We start from the raw sequence: 17,885 nt of genomic DNA, 5'->3' as shown, positions 1-17,885 counted from the left end.
TGGCGAAGGCGGAGGTGTTCTGAGCGGAGTGATTAGACGGCCTTGCGTCGTCCGCAGCGAAGGATACCTCAAGCCTGCCAGATTACAAAAAGAAAAACAAATCGGTATTACACCCGATCTATTTGTGCATCACAACACAGGGAGGTGACTATGGGAATCAAGAAGATTTTGATGCTTGTGGGAGACTTCGTCGAGGATTATGAAGTGATGGTTCCTTTCCAGGCTTTGCTCATGGTCGGCCATACGGTCCATGCGATTTGCCCGGATAAAAAAGCAGGTGACAGGATCCGTACTGCAGTCCACGATTTTGAAGGCGACCAGACCTACAGTGAAAAGCCCGGTCACAATTTCACTCTTAACGCCACATTCGCGGATGTGAAGGCCGAAGAGTATGATGCTCTCGTTATCCCGGGAGGGCGTGCTCCGGAATACATTCGCCTGAACCCTGAAGTGATCGAAATAGTGAAGCATTTCGATGCAACGAACAAGCCGATAGCAGCTATCTGTCACGGAGCCCAGGTACTCGCTGCGGCCGGCGTTGTTGGAGGCAAGACATGTTCGGCATATCCTGCCGTGGGACCGGACGTGAATAGTGCAGGGGGCACCTGGGTAGACGTGGGCTATGACAAGGCATATGTACACGGCAATTTGGTCACAGCCGCGGCCTGGCCTGCTCATCCCGACTGGCTGGCCAAGTTTCTCCAAGTGCTGGGGACCAAGATCGAGCCGTAATACGATTTCCAACGAAAGAAGAAAATGGGACATGTCATTGCGAGGAGCGCAGCGATCCCGCGTCTCGCGGGACAATCTCCTGATACGTGCCTGCACTTCAGAGGATTGCTTCGCTTCGCTCGCAATGACAGGCATTCAAACGTCTCCGGCATCAACGGCGGTTCGCTTCGCTCAACGATATCTACGTACTCAGACAAAATACTCTCAAACCACCGCCCGAGACTGAAGCCTTACTTACAAACGCATAAATCGTGTAGACTTGGATTTTGAGCTGGTGTAGTGTACCTGCAAATATCTGCGGAGGGGCGGCACATGCTGAACGTGAGAGCAAGTCTTATTCTTGTCGTTTCTGCTGTTTTGTTTCTGGGGACTGCACCGGCGGTCCACTCGCAGGACATGTTTTCTCAACTCGATCAGGTCAGAAAAGACGTGTCTCAGTTAAGAGATGAAGTCCGAGACCTAAGAAATCTGGTTTACGAATTGAGGAGAGTTATGCTGGAATCTGTAGTGATTCCCGAAAACCAGAAGGCTGAGACGGAAGCTTCGAAACAAGAAGCGGCCCCAAAGCAGAAGCCGGTTAAGGAATTCAGTGAACAAGAATTAACCCGTGTCATCTGCAAGGAAGTTGGAATTTTCTTCAACGAAGTGGACGAGGCGTTTCGCTCAAGTCCCGATGCTGCCGAAACGAAGATGCGCGCGGCCATAAACAAATTGAACTCCAAGTTGCAGCCGTATTCGGGAACTCACAGAGTTTCCAAGATTCAGAACATTTACGAAGGATTGGCCTGGGATGCCGCATCGGCAGTTCGGCTCCGCGGCAGTGTTGCAGGAAATCAGGATTTCCGAGCCGTCCTGCAGAAGCATAGACAACGGTACTTGGATACGTGTCCCAGGGAATAGATGCGATTCCGTAACCAAAGAAGAAAATCGGAAAGGAACTTCTTGAAAGTGGTTCCTTTCTCTAACCCCGGTACGGTTTCACTTTCTTTCGAATCTGGAATTCTTAACATCGCGTTGCGACGAATAGACCCCGCAAAATTCTCCGCTGAAAGCCCTTTCTTTCGAATAAATTCGAGCGACATTTGTCACTAATAATTCTAAAATAAGGTTTGTTGTTTCGCTTTATCGAGGACACCCCCGTTTAATCGGGAAGCGAATTACACTATAGGGAATATGTGCATTCCAAGGTCGTCAAGGGAGAAATGAAAAGAGGACTCAACAAGTCATAATTCGGTGGAATAATCGCTTCTTTCCTGTTGCTGTCGGTTCGCAGAGACTAAGCATGGGAAACAAACCTGAACAGGATTTTCACTGGACTGATAGGACCTACGAAGGAGGGGACCATGAAAGTAGCAGCTTTCAGCGGAAGCGCCCGCAAAGACGGCAATACGGCCATTCTGATAGGTCATGTTTTCAGAGAACTTGAAAAAGAAGGTGTAGAAACTGAACTGTTTCAACTGGCAGGCAAGGAAATCCGGGGGTGCATGGCATGTTACAAGTGCTGGGGAAAGAAGAACCAACGCTGTACGAACGAAAAGGACGTCGTGAACGATTACATTGCCGTAATGCTGGAAGTGGAAGGCATCATCCTTGCCTCTCCTACCTACTTCACCGATGTGTCGAGCGAGATGAAAGCTCTCATAGACCGGGTGGGGATGGTGTCCAGGGCCAATGAGAACATGTTCAAGCGAAAAGTCGGAGCAGCAGTATCAGTCCAGAGAAGGGGAGGCGCTATCCACGCATTCGATACGATGAACCATTTCTTCCTGTCAGGACAAATGATTATCCCGGGCTCTTCCTATTGGAATTTTGGGGTTGGCAGGGAGATTGGTGAAGTGGAGAAGGATGAGGAAGGCCTCCAGACAATGAAGCAGTTGGGCCAGAATATGGCCTGGACTTTGAAAAAGCTTTATGGCTGAGTATTCTGACCTCCACATGGAGTACCGCTGCGCGAACGCTTGAAAGGCGCGGTTGGATCCGAGAAGTTCAGGAGCAGTATTATGGCTGCAGATGCAAGAATCTGGTTAACCGAAATTATAGAAGAATATCTGAAAGATTCTCCAGACAATTCTCTCAAGATGGAACCTGATGAAAAGGCGTGGGATGCCGTTCTCGTGGGATTTTCGTCAGGTGCTGACCCTCTTTATGAGGCGTACAAGGATCTCGTCAGCGAATCACATTGGACACCACTTGAAGCCTTTTCAATCGGGTTTCCTGACGTGGTCGTCAATCCTGCCAATCTCACGGTCATCAGTTGGATTCTTCCACAACGAGAGGCTACGAGGTCAGACAATCGCAAAGAGACCTTTTACCCGTCTCGACGATGGGTGCAAGCTCGGTTCCCTGGCGAGGAATTCAACAATAGTCTTCGGCGGCACCTGGTTAACGCATTGAGCAGCAGAGGTATCAAATCCGTGGCACCAATCCTTCTCCCGGAGTGGAGTCGGGTCAAATCGGCCAGGTTCGTCTTCTCTTCAAAATGGTCGGAGCGTCATGCAGCCTATGCAGCAGGGCTCGGAACATTCGGTCTCTGCGACGGGCTGATCACATCGAAGGGGAAAGCTCATCGTGTCGGTTCGGTAATTGCCGATCTGTCTGTGCCTGTTACGGAAAGACCATATGACAATCACCACGCATACTGCCTATTTTTCTATGACGGCTCATGCACCGCGTGCCGTAAACGATGCCCCGTCGGCGCTATTACCGAAACGGGTCACGATAAGCAGAAATGTCGGGAGCATGTCCATGAGACCTGCGGTGAATATGTGAGGAAAAGCTTCGGCTCTGACGGGCATGGTTGTGGACTTTGTCAGACAGGGGTGCCGTGCGAATCGGGAATTCCAAAGAAGATCCTTAAAGCACTGAACAAGACCGATTCTTGTGGGAAGCGATGAAGAGAGTCGCCGATATGGGAGCCGAATAATGGAAATCCTGCAGGTGGGGTAGGAGCATATAAGCCTTGCCTATTCCCTGCGCAGTTCAATCGGCCGACTCGCAATCAGCAACTAATTGCTATCTCTGCAAACGTCTGCGATCTTGTGCATTATGCTTCAGTGTTCAGCGCTTCAATCGGGTCGAGCCGGGCAGCTTTCCAGGAAGGGTAGATGCCGAAAACGAGGCCCGTCGCGAGCGAAAACACGAGTGACAATACGATGTAGTCTGGCTGCAAAATTACCGGGATGCCTGAGGTCGCCTTCACTCCAAATGATGCGCCCAGTCCGAGGAAGAGGCCTGCAATTCCGCCCAGTATGCCAAGGAACGAGGATTCGACAAGGAATTGAACAAGTATGTCCCTCCGTTTCGCGCCGACAGCCCTTCTGATACCGATTTCGCTTATTCGTTCCCGGATTGAAAGAAGCATGACCCCCAGAATTCCCACACCTCCAATAATCAGGGAACTGATGGCAATGCTCGCGACCAACAGGCTGAATGTCTTTGCGACCGACTTCTGGGTCTCCATCACATCGGTTTGGTTCCGAATAGTAAAATCATCCTCTTTGTTCTCACGCAAGCGATGGCGTTCTCTAAGGAGCGACTTTATTTCGGCCCCAGCAGTGTGAATCCGGTTGACTCCAGCAGCTTCAACGTAAACAGTGCTCAGGTACGTCACATTCATGAGTTTTACCATGGCTGTCCGTAGCGGCACGAATATTTGATCGTCTTGATCCTCACCGGCGACAGACCCCTTCGAGGCGGTTACTCCAATGACATGAAACATCACTCTTCCGATCATGATGGATGCACCGATGGGGTCACGTAGGCCGAATAAAGACTCCACTACCGTGGGGCCGATAACTGCCACCGGTGCCATGAGGCTGTTTTCCGTTTCATCAAAAAACGATCCGGGTCGCACCGAGACATTTCGTGCTTCCTGGATTGAAGGCATAGTCCCCACGATCTTGGTGCTGTAGGTCATATTTTCAAATTTTACCAGCATTTTCTTAAAGTAAGCTGGAGCGACCGTGCGAACCGATGGACACTCTGCAGCAATTGCATTGGCATCTTTTAATGTCAAGTTCGTCATCATGCCCATTTGACCGAGCTGCCCCTTGACTACCCTTGACTGTCCTGCACTCACGACGATCAGATTTGGGCCCATATCTTCAATTACTTTACGGATTTTTTGCTCACTTCCTCTTCCGATTCCGACCAGGACAATAAGGGATGCTACGCCGATCATGATAGCCAGCACGGAGAGGGCAACTCTCAATGGGTGGCCTGTGAGAGACCTTATAGCAATTCGGAAATCACGTAATTGACCCGTTCGCACCAGGCTCACCTCAACACTTCTACGGGATGTGCATTTGCCGCTTTTCTTGCCGGCTGAATTCCTGCTATAAGTCCCACCGCAATTGCACTTACTAGCCCAAGAACGATGGGCTGCCACATGATGGTAGCAGGCACTTTCATGTAACCTGACAACACTTTGAGTCCTACAAGTCCCAGAATAATCCCGAAGATCCCGCCTGTGGCGGCAACGCAGACTGCCTCCAGTAGGAACTGCAGAAGAATGTCTCTCTTTCTCGCTCCAACCGATCTCCGAAGACCTATCTCCTTCCTTCTATCGTGCACGGACATGAACATTATGTTTGCGATCACAATTGCCCCCACAATAAGCGATATACCTGAGACCAACATGAGAAAAAGGCTGAATGTTGCAGAAAGACTCGCCATCATGTTCATGATCAGAGTCGGAGTGATAATGGTAAAATCGTTTTCGACTCCCTGACCGAGATTGTGCCTTTCCCGGAGAAGTTCCCGAATATCATTCACGCTCCGGGACATATTGGAGGAGTTTTTCAATTCCACCTTGATAGCGAAGACGTAATCCTGGTGAAAGACTCTCTTTTGCCCGGTGGAAACGGGTATGATAATCTGATTATCCATGTCGTCACCGTGGGGCGTTGTCCCTCTCGTTTCAAGGACACCAACGATAGTAAAGGGATTGTTGTTGATGAGTATCCGTTTCCCAATCGGATCTTCATGTTCATAGAGGTCCCTCTGGATGGTCTTGCCAATGACACCCACACGTGCCAGATGAATGTTGTCTTCCTGTGACAAGAATCTTCCCTTGTCCAGACCGATGCCCCACATGGATGCCCAACTGGGATCGGCTGCAATGATGGCAGCGTAAGTACTCCTATTGCCGTGCTTTACAGGGAAATCCGTGCGTACGATCTCCGAGCACACGCTCTTCACATTGGGGATCTCGGAAAGCATCGCTTGTGCATCCTCCACCTTCAGACTCGTGCAAACGGGTTGCGGAACTCCCGGTTTTCTGCCCGCACCGGCTATGATACCGACTTGCTGGAGACCGAATTTCTCGACTCTGGCCAATACTTCAGCGCGAGCCCCCAGTACTGAAGAGGCAATAACCGTGAGCGTCGCCACGCCGATGATCACACCGAGCATCATGAGGACTGTTCTGGTCCGATTTGCCGCAATGGATTTGAGTGCTTGGCGGCCCATGCGCAGCATCCTGATCATATGAGAAGGGTTCCCCCCTGTGCCACTGGAAGCCTCCGCATTGTCACTTCCGGAGAGTTTCGCCGACAACCACCAGCTCGCCCTCTTTCAGACCATCGGTTATTTCGAAGCAGGAGGTATCTCTCAGTCCAATCGTCACTGACCGTTTAATCGGCATGCCATTGTTCATCACAAAAACGAACTTCCGATTTCCATCGCGTTGAACAGCTTTATGAGGCACAGTGAGAACGCCCTTCCTCCGATCGACAAGGATCAACACGTTCGCAGTCATATCCGGCCTCAACTTGCCTCCTCGATTGTCCACACTTACGGATGTGATGTAGTAGACGACGTTATCTTGTGTGGTTGCTGAGGGATAGATCGAGGTTACTTTGCCGAGGAACTCGGCACCTTGATGGGCTGCGACAGTGAAGACGGCTTCTTGACCGACCTCCACTTTACCAATGTCGTTTTCATCCACATAGGCCAGCACTTCCAAATTATCAAGGTCGATGATTCTGATGAAGGTGGGTGCGTTGAGCCCTGTAACCACCGTCTCTCCTTGCATCGTATTGACAGAGGCGACGGTGCCTTTAATGGGCGCGATGATGGTAGCATACGAAAGCTGAGATTCCCAATACTCCAGCTCAGCCTCACACTTGAGAGTCCTTGCCTTTGCCATTTCGTGCTGAGCTTCACTTTGGTCTAACTTTTGGGGGGAGATAGAATTAGTAGAACGCAACTGCTTGTCGCGTTCAAAATCCTTTGTCAAACGCACTTCTTCAGCTCTGGCTTCTGCTAGCACCGCCTTTTGAAGCTTTACCTTTGCGACTAAATCATCCTGCTCGATTTTGGCAATGACTTGTCCTTCTTTGACCCTATCTCCTACATTGATGGGCAGCTCTACGACTTTACCCGGCATCCTGGCTCCAACTTTCACGTCAGCCCCCACCATTGCCTTGACGATTCCGGTTGCCTGAACCACTGACCTCACATCCTGCTTCAGAACCTTTTCCGTTTCGTATTCCTGTTGCGGCTTGGCGGAAAATCCTCCATTGAGCCAATAAGCTCCCCCACAAAGGATTACTATGGCAATCGTCACCAGTATTCCGGCATGTTTGCGTCTCAGTTGTTTCTTCGGCATATATTTGTCTGTTTCAAATTGTGAAATCCCAAGATCGTCGAGAGACCAGGGTGAAAGCAATTTTGCAGAATTCCGATCGCGATCCCGGAGTCAGAAAGCCTTTGTGTGCATACCTGATGCCAGATTACTTCACTCTTCTCCTCGAGAAGTGCGAGCACTCATTCGTCGCACGTGAAAGCACGGTCTCTGTCAATGTTAGTCGTTCCTGGTGATCGATGAGTTCTTGTGACGCTTCCCATATGGACAACTTAAGAATCCATACTCCTACATAAATCCTCATGGAAGGCGAATCAAGAGACGAGCGGCAATATGCGGCAAACCGTCGTTTTTGAACTTGATCGAATTCCAGTGCGTTATATGAATCGTCTATCCATTGATAAAAAGCCTGCAGGTCATTTGGATCAAGGTTCTCACCCTTGGCTACGAGCTCTAATACTATGCTTGTATTCTGATTCGAGATTCGCACGGAAAGCCTCCCAAAAGGATGTTATGTGACTTTACGCTACTACTATTGAGCGTGTTTCCAAATGGTGGTGGAGCGCAGTAGAGAGACCCTCCAGAGCGCTCCACAGGATAAGAAACGATTATCTACCCCTCATCTTTGGTCCGTGTTTCATCTCTTTTTTCGCCAAGAAGTCAGCCAGGAGGTTGACCTGTTCGGGGGTGAGTTTTGCCAGGTGTTGTCTCTTCATGAGAAGTTCTTCGGCCATTACTTCAGAAGAGAGCTTTGTAATGTCTTCGTCGATTTTCGCAAGCTTCGCTTGATCTATTTTGCCGGAAATCAACATGGTTCTTTTCTCATCATGCAAACCCATCAAAGCATTTCGGGTTTTTCTGGTCTTGTCCTGAAAATCCACATACGCCTGACGCATCTGTTTGCGTTGGTCGTCAGTTAACTGAAGTTTTTCCATCAGAGGAGGTGGAGCATCCCACAGACCGAAACCTCCTCCCATGTGCGGAGGGGGCGGACCTGGAGGCGGTCCCGGATGCCCGCCGAAGAATGCTCCTCCATGTGGAGGAGGCGGACCTTGATGGGGTGCTGGAGGTTCAGCAAAAGCAGGAAGGCAAGTCACTGATGCAGTAAATAGAATCGCGAGGACTAAAACGATAGCCGACTTCTTCATAGATTTTCCTCCTGATAAGCGATAGATACCGACAGGTATAGCGAAATACCTATAACCTGTTGGCGCCAAGGCTTTGCTTGTCTGAGGAAAATTCTAGACTATGAATGTGGAAAAAATATGGAGAAGCTGTATTAAGAGTATGGAGTGAAGAGATAATCGCAGGAAAGCACTATGCAAGCCGAGAACCCGTATTAGCCGTCACCTCCCGGAACGCGGTCAACCACAGCGAGTTTGTACCCAACCCCGTGTACCGTGCTTATGAGTTCCTGGTCCGCAAAGTTTTCTGCCATCTTTTTTCGCAAATTCTTGATGTGCGAATCGATAGTTCGCTCATACCCATCGAAATTGTAGCCTTGAACGAGATTCAGAAGCTCTCCGCGAGTAAATACGCGGTTCGGCCGTTCCATTAATGCTTTGAGAAGAGCGAACTCACTGGGGGTAAGACTCACGGGAATTCCTCTGAGAGTGACTTCGCGCGTATCACAGTCCATCAAGATCGGGCCCACCTCCAGCTTAGGTTCTCCAGGCTCCGGCTGTGTGCGTCTGAGCACGGCTTTTACCCGCGCTACTATTTCCCTCGGGCTGAACGGTTTGCATACATAGTCGTCTGCACCCAATTCCAGCCCGATGACCCGGTCGATTTCTTCCACACGGGCAGTAAGCATAATAATAGGAACGGTAGAAAATCTCCTGATTTCTCTACACACATCCATTCCATCCATTCCAGGCAACATGATATCCAGAAGCACCAGTGCAGGCGAGGTCTTCCGCACTTCCCCGGCCGCCAAATCTCCACGCCCGACAATGGTTACAACAAAACCGGCCGCGATAAGATAATCCCGCAGCAACTCGGCAATTTTGGATTCGTCTTCTACAATTAATACATTTCTGCCGGCCATGCCTACCTCAACTTCATTCATTCGCTCTGAAGCGGGAACTCGATAGAAATCAGCAATCCTCCCAGTGATGAATGTGAGGCGCGAATCAAACCACCATGTCCCGTGACGATTTCCCTACATATTGAAAGGCCCAAGCCGCTACCCCCCGAAGCTCGACTCCTTGACTTATCCACACGATAGAGTCTGTCAAAAACCTGGTCGAGGGCCTCGGATGGGACTCCCGGTGGGGAGTCTTCAAGGACGAGAGTAAGTTTCTGTACCGAGCAAAAAGTATTGATACGCAAGAATCCAGGAGAATCGGTGTATCGAACGGTATTTTCAATCAAATTCGTAAACAGTCGTTTCAGGCGATCCTCATCTCCGATGATCACCGACTCCCGATCCTCGATTGAATGATCCTCAACTTGAATACCTGCTTGCTCCAGGCGAGTTTCAAACGTGCCAAGGACCTCTTGGAGGATTCTCAGCGGCTTCACCGGGTACTTTTGCTGCACAAGGTTTTCCGAATCCGCTACAAAGAGCACGTGGAGATCGTCCACAAGTTTGCCGATTCGATTTGTCTCATCATGGAGTGAGATGAGCCTCTCGGGGCTGATTTCTCTGACCCCATCCTGCATTGCTTCTATTTCCCCCCGAAGTATGGCCAAAGGGGTCCTCAATTCATGCGCCACATCGGATGTCCACTGCTTCCGAAGCATTTCATTCTTCTCCAGCGCTTGCGCCATGGAATTGAAAGCATTAGCCAGTTGGCCTAGTTCATCGCGGGTATGTACGTCAATTTTTGTGCTGAATCGAAGAGAGCGGAGCTCCCTTGCAGCTTCTGTCAGCTTTTTGATTGGTGAGAGCAAATGTTTGGAGAGAAAAAAGGATGTCAAGCCTGCCAGAGCGAAGACACATAATCCTGCCAGAAACATCGTTCGGGTCTGTTCCCGGATAAAAGCAAGCTCCAGGGGATGGGATCCATGCCTCAAAGGCATGAGTCCGAGCCAGCCTACCGTCTGTCCACTGACATCGATCGGGCGCAGCACATAACCTCGGACAGGAAATCCCGGGGGGCCGGCAACAGGTTGTTTGTTCTCATCAAAAAGAGCAACGCGCGGCCCAATGGAGTCTCTCCGGGGAGGAAGAGGTGGCGGCCCGAGTGGTCTCGTCCCCGAAACTTCTTGTTCACGGAATTCGTGGCGATCGCCGGTGTCCTGATTCTTTTGACGGCGTAATGAAGGATCTGCGGCCGAAAGGTTCCTTTCTCTGTGTCCCTCGGACAGTTGGGGGAGAGGAGGAGGAGGGGAAGGATGATAGCCGGGGATTTCAGGTAAATACATCCAGATGAATCGAAACCAGAAGCGAGGGTTTTCCTGGAACTGCTCCCAAGAGTGTTTCTCCTGATAGAGAGTGCCAAGAGAGACTACCAGATCGTCCAATTGCCCCATTTCCACTTTTGTCACATACTCCGAGAATCGACGATTCGCTGTAAAGTACATCGCCAGGGCCAAAACGATTATTGCTGCCAAAATCGTGATTATGAATGCTGAAAAAATCTTATGGAATAATTTGAATTTCATACTTCTGCCTTCATGGATTCACTTTGAAACAGGCGACCCTCTTGGAATTGAGAGTAGAACTTCAGAGAAAAAGTGTCGAGAGCATATCGTCGCGATCCTCTGTGGTGAGAGAGTGCATGCATTGCGAATCAAACTTTTCTGATTCGCTGGAACTCTCTCTGACGTAATCGAGACGATCTTTGTAGATCTCGGCCATATATATACCACCGGCCGCTGATTTCGCAAGAAAGCTGAACTGCAGTGAGTGATCCGGGATGTGTGAGAGAGGTCGACGCGACCACGAAACCACCAAAAACATAAGCTCGAAGCGCTGCCGAGAGAATTGCCGAAAAGTGCAAGGCTTTGTGTGAAGCGCGTAAGTTTATAGTCAGTGCCAAATATTCTGTCTTTTATCCCGCGTTTGAATTACAGGATATTGGTAGGGACCGGCGTCGCTGCCGGTCCATTTTATCGATATCATTGACCATATTGAAGACGTGCCGACACGGAGGCACGGCACCTACCAGTACCCCTGTCCTCAATCGGACATTAGTTTTTGGCAATTCCTATAGTCCACAAATTCCCCCCTTAGTAAAGGGGGTAGGGGGATTTATGAAATCGGAGGGTCCGTGATCGCAGGAAAAGATCTTCTCTACCCCGTATAACAGAATGGATACTTCTTGATGGGACAATACTGCAACTTTTGGCTTGTCTATATTATCATTCATTCAGGTAATCAGGCTCAGGATATAACTGTTCTCGTTCCTACGTCTACGGTCAGGATTTCTCCTGTTTCGGGATCTCTTACTTTGGCGGTTTCCCTCCCGGCAAGCGCTTTGCGCGGAACCCGAATCTGGCTGTCCGTTCTGGGATTGATTATTACGATGAAGTCGCTTTCCTGCTTGGCCAGAGACGTCTTGGTAAAATGGATGTCAAAAGTTACACCCCCAACAAGCGTCAGACTTCCGGATACTCGATAAAAGGCGACTTCATAAGGTGAATTGCGGTCCCTGAGTTCTGCGTCAATCTCGGCGGCGGTGTTAGCCAACGAGAGTGCTGAAGCCTTCATAGCATCGAGCATACCCTTTTGAATGGATCCCCCTTTAACCTGATCGTATCCTTGCTTTGTCCTCTCAAAGCCGGCTTCGGCTACCTTCTTGGTTTTGTCAAAAATGGAACCCATAATCCCCTTTGGCTGAGCATCCTGTCCATCAGGCATAGCTTACCTCCCAAAGCTACATGTCAATAAAGGCGACTACTAAACGTCAGTGCCGGAGTCAATATCGCTTACTGAAGTGAAAGCCACAAAGTCTGCTTGACCGTCGTAATCGACATCTGCAGCAACTGTGTCAAAAACACCGTCTTGATTTGTATTGTAGGCAACAGCATCAATAATGCCATCCTCGTTGACATCCAATACCACGGCATCAATTACGCCGTCTCGATTTCGATCGAAAGCGACAGCATCAATTATACCGTCTTGATCGACATCCATGACTATAGCATCGATAATGCCGTCCTGGTTGTTATCAAAGGCTACGGCGTCAATGATACCATCCCGGTTGGTATCTGCAGCAATGCCGTCAATGATCCCGTCCCGATTTCTATCCAAGACTACACCTTGTATTATTCCGCTAGTCTTAAGGTCAGCCATTGTTCCATCCCCCTCTCTTTCTGAATACTATTTTTGTTTGTACGCGCTAGCGCTCCGGCTCTCTTGCGTGACCGATGTGGTGGGGGACTGCCAGGGAGAACAAGTACAAAGCTTGATTGTTTGCTCCCGAGCCTCCCGTGAATGGTAACCATAACATGGGGGCAATTCCTCTAAGATTACATGGGCCAAACTGTATGACTTCGCCCTTCGGCAAGCCGTCCAAAGCAATTTTGGCCGTCGTCCTATCTTTCCTATAGTTTCGCGATTCTTGCATGGTCGAGTCCGCGCGTGGAGCGCGGGCCGTTGAGTTTTTCGAACTTATTGATTCGGCTGGCTTTCGAATAAATTCTCAGCGAGAAATGACTCCTTCGAGCTGCTGCCAGCATGTCTGAAAAGGTGAACGACTTTTTCCGGCAGTACCAGGGAGCCGGGTCGGCAACGAGGTTCTTTGCAGTGACGAATTGCCCAACGAACCAAAGCACTACAAAGCAGTAGGCCCAGTAAGCAAACATAGGGGCACGGGTTACCGAGGTCTCTTTCCGACACTGAGGTTCAGCCGCACCCAGGAGGTTCTTGGTCTCTCGATTGGTCATCTCAATGCTAAAGCGTGCAGCGTAGCGCTCGATAATCTGCTGTGGTGCAGCCTGAGGGTCCGTATCGAAAAACACCATATTGGCATGGTGGCCGGCCGGGTCATGGCACAACACGATCGAAAGAGGCTGTTGCCCTGCGCTATGATACCATAGCGCCGTGAACTGATGTATCAGGAGCTTAGTTTGTTTTCCATAGCAGAAGACCCTAATCTCATTCCACCCCAGATTGGGGTCCTGGAACATCGTTTCCAGGGAGGGCAGTCGAGCGCCTCTCTTGCGAGGTCTGCCCATCACTGTAAATGGAGCAGGTTCCAGCACAGCGAACAAAGCTGCATCCTTTCTCAGCCTCCCTGTAATGTGCACATTCTTGGGTCGTGCTTTGAGGATGGTATCGCAGCAGTATCCCAGGTCGAACACAATTCTCAGTCTTTCTCCCTCTTGGAGCCATGAATGAGTCAGATTTATAAGATCCAATCCAAGTTCGGGTTTTGTCTTGTAGGGCAGGCTCTTGGGATTAAACTTGGCCTTTGGCGGCCACCAAAGGCGGGCAGCGTATGGCAGACAAAACATGCGATCGCTGATGCCGGGAAGGCGAATCGCCAGTCCTATGATGACAAAGCACACTCCATACCCCTTTTGCTTAGTATGCTTTGGGAGTGAACCATCATGCTGCCAGCCCGCGCCACAGATCTTCTTGCCAGTGTGCTTGTTCAAGGTGTCGTCAATCACCACAAGGATCTCGATCCCTTCTGCAATCAGCGTTTCTACCAACATTCTGAAGACGAAATAGGAGACAAAGTCAGTCTCCCATCGTCCCTTGCCGAGGAATCGGTAGATGCTGGCGAAGTGCTTGGATTCATGGAGTCTCATGGTCAGAATCACCTGGCTGATAGTGTGCTTGCCCATAGTGAGCACCCAACCGACCACCAGCGCAACGAAGATACGGAAACTCGGTGCGCTGAAACACGCTCTGAAATGAATCTCGTCAATCCCGAACGGATCTGGTATAGATCTCTTCAACTGGCGTTCCTCCTTCCCAGAATCTTTACACAAAACCGGGTATGTGCGGAACGCCTTATTTTTTCAAGGATTATCTCACCATCTAACCGTCCAGAATACAAAAAGGGCGAAACTATAGCTATCTTTCGGAAATCCCCAAAAACAAATATTGCAGAAGAAACCGGGCACGATTACCTGCCCCGTGTGAGAATAGGCTTTGCCTCGCAGTCAGTCAAGCTTTTCTTGTTTTCGCGATATGATTCGCTGTTGGTGGAATGCTCGTGTCATTTCCTCTTCCCTGTCCCGGCACCGACCAGAGTTTCTCTCCAGGTTTGGTGTTCGCGCGCCTTATAGCGATTACCAAAAGAATTACTAACGGCTAAACGTCAAGACGTTCAGCACCCGTTATAAAGACTTCCCAGGGAGACAACTCATGATTCCGGATGAACCTACTCGAATTCCCCGTTATTCAGAGCGCCCATCTCCATGAGCTTTCGCTCTTGCTCCTTGAGCGATTCTTCCAGTTTTTCAATTCGATTTTTGAAATATCCGAAAGCAGTCCCCACAAGTCCCACGAACAAAAGGCAGGCAACAAAAATGTTATCGATCTTGTCTGCGAACAATGCCGATAGAAGCGGCCCCATTACGATATACGTAAAAAGGAGCGTCTTGAATTCGTCAATCTGTTGACTCGGAAGGTCGCTCATAACCAACACCTCAAAGGAATGTCATCAGGAGAAATCTACCACACTCCAGGAACGAGCCGGTATTTTACCGTGTCAGCATACTCTGCGTACCCGTCCAACTCATGGTGCAAAGTCTTATCTTCAAGGTAGGTCCGCACCACAATTACGACCGTCATGAGAATAGCAGGGATAAACGCAATCAGAGAGCCCAAAGCCAAAGGAATGGAGATCATGTTCAGTATAGCTCCCACGTACATCGGATGCCGAACATATTTGTAAGGGCCTGTAGTGATAGTCTTGTGGCCCCGATCTCTTTGGATTTCAACGGCTGCCGAGGAGTAGGGGTTGATTTTCAGAACCCAAAACATTAATCCGGAAGAGACGAGAATTCCGACAAATCCTAGTATCTCAAAGACAAGCGGAATTTTCGACCACCGGTATCTGATAACGTCAATTCCGGGGAGCCCTATCAGCGGTATAAAACCGACCATCAGGAGAATCACGATAACTTTGTCCCAGGGCTTGGTCACTCGTTTCCACAATTCAGCCCGTTCCTTCAAGAGTTCGGGATTGTATTTCTCGAGCCACAGGACCATGTACGTCCACGAACCGGCTTGCACTACGATGTAGAGCCAACCTTCAGGCCAGGCAAAAGTCCCGGCTCCTCCGAAAATCAAAGCGCAGAAAATACCCAAGCCGATTATGGACCGGATGACGATCTCTAATGGAGAAATATCAGAAGACATGGCACTCACATGAAATCAATCTCGTCCTTCCTCAAGCACTGACAAAAAATTTCCTGCAGGATCTTTGAACCAGGCTATCTTAATCCCGCCGTCACGGAAGATCCCTTTTTCATCTGTTTTGAGTGCGCCTTCATCATACACCTCGAAACGTATGCCTCGTTTCGTAAGCTCATTTACTGCTTCTTCAATGTGATCCACAGGAAAATTGAGTATCGTGAACGTTGCCGGAATATGGTCAGGTTTGGGATATATGAATACCCTGGTTCCACCTGATATGTGCAGTTCCAATCCCTCAGGCATTTCAGAAAACTCCAGTCCCAGTGTCTCACCATAAAATTCTTTCGCTTTCTGCAAATCATCTACCGAAAAACTGCCGAAAGCCTTGGTGATAGTGAACATAATTCGATCCTCGCTGCTGTCAAGAGATTGTCTGCGGTTTAAGCTCCCAGAGAGCTTTGTTCGTTTCCAGATCGAACGGTATAGAGATATGCTCATGTGTGATCGTCCATCTGCCGTCGATCTTACGAAAGCAAGCGGTCCAGCGGAACCAGAAATCGAGGATCTGCCCGTCTTGAAATGTTCCGCTCATCCGATTGAGGCTATGGCTGAATGCCACACCATCGCCCATACTTATGCTGAGATCGCGTATCTCGATACTGACCGGGCCCCGATAAGCGGCAAAACACTGTTCCCAAAGTTTCTTATATGCGTCTGCTCCTTCATGCTGCAATGGCGCCATGAGATCGAACCATACTACGTCCTTCGCGTACATGGACATGACACCATCGAGATCCTTGGAGCGGATTGCTTGCACGAAGCCTTCAATCGCCTCCAATAACCGGGACTCCTCCATAGCTTTATGTGCTTCGGTTGTCATGGCTTCCTCCTCAATACTCCCTTAAAAATAGTCATTCCCCGGGAACAGAGGGGACAATGGCTGGAGGTATTTCTTGACCAGGTTTTGGTTCATCGACAATTTTCAGGAAGACTTCAAAATATGGAGTAAAAGGAGGACGCTATGTTGCCATGACAAAATAAGGTGTTCGACGTCAATCCGATTGTCGCAAAAACTCGGCGTCCTTTTCCGGAACTGACGGATTTATGCCGATTCCCGATCCGATCTCGAATCCTGCTCGGGTAATTAGTCTCGGGCGGATGTCGAGATACCAGTGAAGGTGTGGTTCGCCTGATTTAAGTGTGCCCGCTGAATGTATCACGTAATTGTACGCAGGATTCTTCAGTTTTGCATGCAGGATGGCGAGAACCTTCAGCAACATTGCAGCAAGATCGGATTTTTCTTCTTCCGAAACGTCTCCGAAATCGGCCTGATGCTTTCGAGGCACTATCCAAACCTGAAAGGGCACTTCAGCCGCATAGGGGATGAAGGCCCAAAAATTATCATTTTCAAAAAGAACTCTGGTTCCGGCCTCGACCTCGGAGGCAACGACGTCGCATAGCAAGCAGGTCCCCCAACGGTCGTAATGACCTTCCGCTATATGTTGTCTGTATCGTATGTGCCTCGGTGTCGCTCCAACTGCAATAATCTGCGAATGGGGATGGGACACGGACGTTCCTGCTCTTTCACCATGATTGCGGAAGATTATCACAACCATATCCTTGCGATCGCTCGTAAGAAATCGGTATCGCATGTGGTACGTTTCAATAACCGACGAGACTTCCGGTAAACTCATCGCCGCCACGGGACGGTTGTGAACAGGAGTCTCTATAACCACCTCATGATGACCGTACCCCGGCATCGCTATCTGGTGGCCGCGAACGTGCCGTTTCGCATCACCTGTGGGTGTGAGGGCAGGGTATTTATTGGGAATCACTCTGGTGAGCCACGGCAACTTGCCCTTTCCTTTGGTCTCGAAGAAAATTTCGCTCAGCTTGTCTTCATTTCCCGGGCAAAAGGGACAATCAGGATCATACTCGGGGAGAGGTGCTCCGTCAGGTTTTTCTTTGATAAAATCGTGGGGACGTTTGCTGCGGGCCGGTGCAAAGATGACCCATTCTTCTGTTAATCGGTTCTGTCGAATTTCACTTTTGGCCATACTTTTATTGTGTAGTTTGTGCGTCAAAACTGTTCCAAGGTTTGTCCTTCACAATTCTTAGCGGCTTTTGAACAGCATCCGAATCCTCCAAACAACAAGATGAATTCGCCACTCCGCGCTCGCAATGAGATGTCTTTTAATGTCTCCCGCACCCTCAGCGAATGGTTGCCGCGGCATCATGATTTTACATTGACAACCGGATTTTCGCTGTGCTACACGGTGAGGTAATACTTTGTATTACTTTAAG

The 17,885-nt window shown here is 49.6% G+C and carries 19 protein-coding genes; 4 read left to right on the top strand and 15 right to left on the bottom strand.

Translation table 11 applies throughout. From position 1 onward, the window contains the following. The first annotated feature begins 150 nt into the window (after window positions 1-150). From DESTI_RS17620 to DESTI_RS17605, 4 genes are all read left to right on the top strand, one after another. Complete coding sequence (locus DESTI_RS17620; protein WP_014811324.1) at window positions 151-732, top strand: DJ-1/PfpI family protein; 582 nt, start codon at window positions 151-153, stop codon at window positions 730-732. 312 nt (window positions 733-1,044) lie between these two features. Next, window positions 1,045-1,632 carry a hypothetical protein gene (locus DESTI_RS17615; RefSeq protein ID WP_014811323.1) on the top strand — a complete coding sequence of 196 codons (588 nt, stop codon included), beginning with the start codon at window positions 1,045-1,047 and terminating at the stop codon, window positions 1,630-1,632. 443 nt (window positions 1,633-2,075) lie between these two features. After that, window positions 2,076-2,651, top strand: coding sequence for a flavodoxin family protein (locus tag DESTI_RS17610; RefSeq protein ID WP_014811322.1), 576 nt, complete (start codon window positions 2,076-2,078; stop codon window positions 2,649-2,651). Window positions 2,652-2,732: 81 nt separating this feature from the next. Further along, on the top strand, window positions 2,733-3,626 hold the full coding sequence (locus DESTI_RS17605; RefSeq protein WP_014811321.1) for an epoxyqueuosine reductase: 894 nt from the start codon (window positions 2,733-2,735) through the stop codon (window positions 3,624-3,626). Window positions 3,627-3,775: 149 nt separating this feature from the next. Here the strand turns inward: DESTI_RS17605 and DESTI_RS17600 are convergent, their stop codons facing one another. The 15 genes from DESTI_RS17600 to galT all read right to left on the bottom strand — a co-directional run bounded on the left by DESTI_RS17600 (window position 3,776) and on the right by galT (window position 17,638). Next, window positions 3,776-5,011 carry an ABC transporter permease gene (locus tag DESTI_RS17600; protein WP_052316068.1) on the bottom strand — a complete coding sequence of 412 codons (1,236 nt, stop codon included), beginning with the start codon at window positions 5,009-5,011 and terminating at the stop codon, window positions 3,776-3,778. After that, a complete protein-coding gene (locus tag DESTI_RS17595; RefSeq protein WP_014811319.1) occupies window positions 5,008-6,201 on the bottom strand; it encodes an ABC transporter permease in 1,194 nt (397 codons plus the stop codon). The genes DESTI_RS17600 and DESTI_RS17595 overlap by 4 nt, the downstream gene beginning before the upstream one ends. A 61-nt stretch (window positions 6,202-6,262) precedes the next feature. Next, entirely contained in the window at window positions 6,263-7,342 is a 1,080-nt protein-coding gene (locus DESTI_RS17590) for an efflux RND transporter periplasmic adaptor subunit (RefSeq protein WP_014811318.1), read from the bottom strand. 124 nt (window positions 7,343-7,466) lie between these two features. Then, a complete protein-coding gene (locus DESTI_RS17585; RefSeq protein WP_014811317.1) occupies window positions 7,467-7,808 on the bottom strand; it encodes a hypothetical protein in 342 nt (113 codons plus the stop codon). 118 nt (window positions 7,809-7,926) lie between these two features. Beyond that, entirely contained in the window at window positions 7,927-8,466 is a 540-nt protein-coding gene (locus DESTI_RS17580) for a Spy/CpxP family protein refolding chaperone (RefSeq protein ID WP_014811316.1), read from the bottom strand. A gap of 191 nt (window positions 8,467-8,657) precedes the next feature. Continuing rightward, complete coding sequence (locus tag DESTI_RS17575; RefSeq protein WP_041286297.1) at window positions 8,658-9,386, bottom strand: response regulator; 729 nt, start codon at window positions 9,384-9,386, stop codon at window positions 8,658-8,660. Then, window positions 9,383-10,927, bottom strand: a complete 1,545-nt coding sequence (locus DESTI_RS17570) for an ATP-binding protein (protein WP_014811314.1) — start codon at window positions 10,925-10,927, stop codon at window positions 9,383-9,385. Before DESTI_RS17570 ends, DESTI_RS17575 begins: the two co-directional genes overlap by 4 nt. Window positions 10,928-11,648: 721 nt before the next feature. Next, window positions 11,649-12,125, bottom strand: coding sequence for a hypothetical protein (locus DESTI_RS17560; protein ID WP_014811312.1), 477 nt, complete (start codon window positions 12,123-12,125; stop codon window positions 11,649-11,651). Window positions 12,126-12,164: 39 nt separating this feature from the next. Next, window positions 12,165-12,560 carry a hypothetical protein gene (locus DESTI_RS17555; protein ID WP_014811311.1) on the bottom strand — a complete coding sequence of 132 codons (396 nt, stop codon included), beginning with the start codon at window positions 12,558-12,560 and terminating at the stop codon, window positions 12,165-12,167. A gap of 251 nt (window positions 12,561-12,811) precedes the next feature. Continuing rightward, window positions 12,812-14,173, bottom strand: a complete 1,362-nt coding sequence (locus tag DESTI_RS17550; RefSeq protein WP_014808181.1) for an IS701 family transposase — start codon at window positions 14,171-14,173, stop codon at window positions 12,812-12,814. Window positions 14,174-14,601: 428 nt separating this feature from the next. Beyond that, the gene (locus DESTI_RS17545; RefSeq protein ID WP_014811309.1) at window positions 14,602-14,859 is read right to left on the bottom strand and encodes a hypothetical protein; all 258 of its coding nucleotides are present in this window, start codon (window positions 14,857-14,859) and stop codon (window positions 14,602-14,604) included. 35 nt (window positions 14,860-14,894) lie between these two features. Next, window positions 14,895-15,584, bottom strand: coding sequence for a methyltransferase family protein (locus tag DESTI_RS17540; protein ID WP_014811308.1), 690 nt, complete (start codon window positions 15,582-15,584; stop codon window positions 14,895-14,897). Window positions 15,585-15,599: 15 nt separating this feature from the next. Beyond that, window positions 15,600-15,983: a VOC family protein gene (locus DESTI_RS17535; RefSeq protein ID WP_014811307.1), complete on the bottom strand. Its 384-nt coding sequence runs from the start codon at window positions 15,981-15,983 to the stop codon at window positions 15,600-15,602. 19 nt (window positions 15,984-16,002) lie between these two features. Then, complete coding sequence (locus DESTI_RS17530; RefSeq protein WP_014811306.1) at window positions 16,003-16,461, bottom strand: YybH family protein; 459 nt, start codon at window positions 16,459-16,461, stop codon at window positions 16,003-16,005. 172 nt (window positions 16,462-16,633) lie between these two features. Further along, a complete protein-coding gene (gene galT, locus DESTI_RS17525) occupies window positions 16,634-17,638 on the bottom strand; it encodes a galactose-1-phosphate uridylyltransferase (protein WP_041286295.1) in 1,005 nt (334 codons plus the stop codon). Window positions 17,639-17,885 lie beyond the last annotated feature (247 nt).

Source organism: Desulfomonile tiedjei DSM 6799 (assembly GCF_000266945.1).
Classification (GTDB): Bacteria; Desulfobacterota; Desulfomonilia; order Desulfomonilales; family Desulfomonilaceae; genus Desulfomonile; species Desulfomonile tiedjei.
This window is presented reverse-complemented; position numbering and strand designations above follow the sequence as displayed.